This window comes from Bacillus cereus group sp. N6 (assembly GCF_016483705.1).
GTDB classification, from domain to species: Bacteria; Bacillota; Bacilli; order Bacillales; family Bacillaceae_G; genus Bacillus_A; species Bacillus_A wiedmannii.
On record NZ_JAEHBI010000357.1, the window covers coordinates 1 to 232 of the forward strand.

Sequence of the window (232 nt, forward strand, 5' to 3'; positions counted from 1 at the left end):
GTTTTTTCACCTGTCGCTCCTGGTGAGCGAGCTGGTCTTTGAGCTCCAGATGCATCTGTTGCTGGTGCTGGTCGTTGAGCTCCAGTAGCACCTGTTGCGCCAGCTGGTCCTTGAGCACCAGTAGCACCTTTAGCGCCAGCAGGTCCTTGAGAACCATGAGCACCATGAGCTCCAGAAGCTCATTGAGCACAAGCAGAACCAAGAGAGCCAGGAGGGCATTGCGCGGCGGGAG

The 232-nt window shown here is 57.3% G+C and carries 1 protein-coding gene; it reads right to left on the reverse strand.

Features of this window, described 5'->3' with window-relative positions:
- Positions 1-232 (reverse strand): hypothetical protein (locus JDS99_RS31570; RefSeq protein WP_199696551.1); only part of this gene is annotated, 232 nt, incomplete at both ends.